General features: G+C 45.8%; 1 protein-coding gene. It reads right to left on the bottom strand.

Annotated features, from left to right (window positions below; genetic code table 11):
- Positions 1–61: 61 nt before the first annotated feature.
- Positions 62–1,303: TonB family protein (locus F6K20_RS38840; RefSeq protein ID WP_287298487.1), on the bottom strand; the 1,242-nt coding region annotated here is incomplete at its 5' end.

Below are 1,303 nucleotides of genomic sequence, written 5' to 3'. Positions count from 1 at the left end.
TGTCCCGCACTGGTACTAACACCCTCCTGGGTTTAGGAGTATTTTCCTGACTAGGAGTATTTTACTGTACAGGCACTACTCTAGGTTTAGGAGTATTTTCCTGAGTAGAGGTATTGTCCCGTACTGGTACTGACACTCTTCTGGGTTTAGGAGTATTTTCCTGAGTAGAGGTATTGTCCCGCACTGGTACTGACACTCTCCTGGGTTTAGGAGTATTTTCCTGAGTAGAGGTATTGTCCCGCACTGGTACTGAAACTCTCCTGGGTTTAGGAGTCGAGTCTTGACTAGAGGTATTGTCCCGCACTGGCACTGATATTGTTCTGGGTTTAGTGCTCGAATTTTCCCTAGCAGTATTTGTAGCAGTATTCGGTTTTACTGGAACTGATACTGTCCTATTGTTATCGGTATTGTTATCGGTAGAGTTATTATTAGCAGAGTTATTGCTAGGGGTTTCTGGCTTAGGAACTACTATTACTGGATTGTTGACAGCAGCGTTTTCCCCACTAACAGTATTTGGCTTTGCTGGAACTGGCTGGTTAGCAGTTTCTTGGAAAACCGATAGACTAGGACAGTTGCCTTGATCATAGTCAAAGGCTACCTTGACCTGGTAGGGTTTTGTTGCACCAGTTTTGTTGTTAAACTTTCGGAACTGAATATCTTCCAGTGCCTGCTGATTTAAAATGCCGTACCCTGCACTCTGAATCAGCTGTGCATTAGTCACTTCACCATTAGCACCTACTAAAATTCCGAAGACTGTTGTGCCTTCTAGTTTCTTAATACAAGCGTCTTTGGGATAAGTACCACTCACTGTAATTGCTGCTGGTATGACTTCCTTTTTGGGTAAGGTATCCTTTACCAAAGCCATCCATTCTACCAGGTTTTTCCTAGCTTCCTCATCACTGGTATTGCTTACATCTTTTTTCAGTTGCTTCCGCCGCATCCGCACTTGAGCTACTAAATTGTTCTGACGTTGTCGTGCGATCGCAACAGCACTAGGGGGTGCTGGTTTAGTAGGCTCAGAAGGAGGAGGGGTGATCGAAAATTGTGGTGGCGGAGGAGGTGGAGTAACGGATACTGGTGGCTGTTGGTTAGGAAACTCTGATCGGTCAGGAATCTGGTTGGTAGAATTCCCAAATACTGGCAAGGAACCTGTCTGGAAGGAACCTGGATTCAAAGACTCTGTATCGAATGTGAAGTTAGGTCGCGGTGGTGGGGCTGGTAGTGGTGTCCTGGGTTTTGGTGGTAGCTGCTGGATCGGGAAAGACCCTCTGGTGATAATCGGTCTTTTGCGGTTTAGCAGTGA

The organism is Moorena sp. SIO2C4, assembly GCF_010672485.1.
Taxonomy (GTDB): Bacteria; Cyanobacteriota; Cyanobacteriia; order Cyanobacteriales; family Coleofasciculaceae; genus Moorena; species Moorena producens.
The sequence above is the reverse complement of the archived record's forward strand: the minus strand, read 5'-3'. Positions and strand labels throughout refer to the sequence as shown.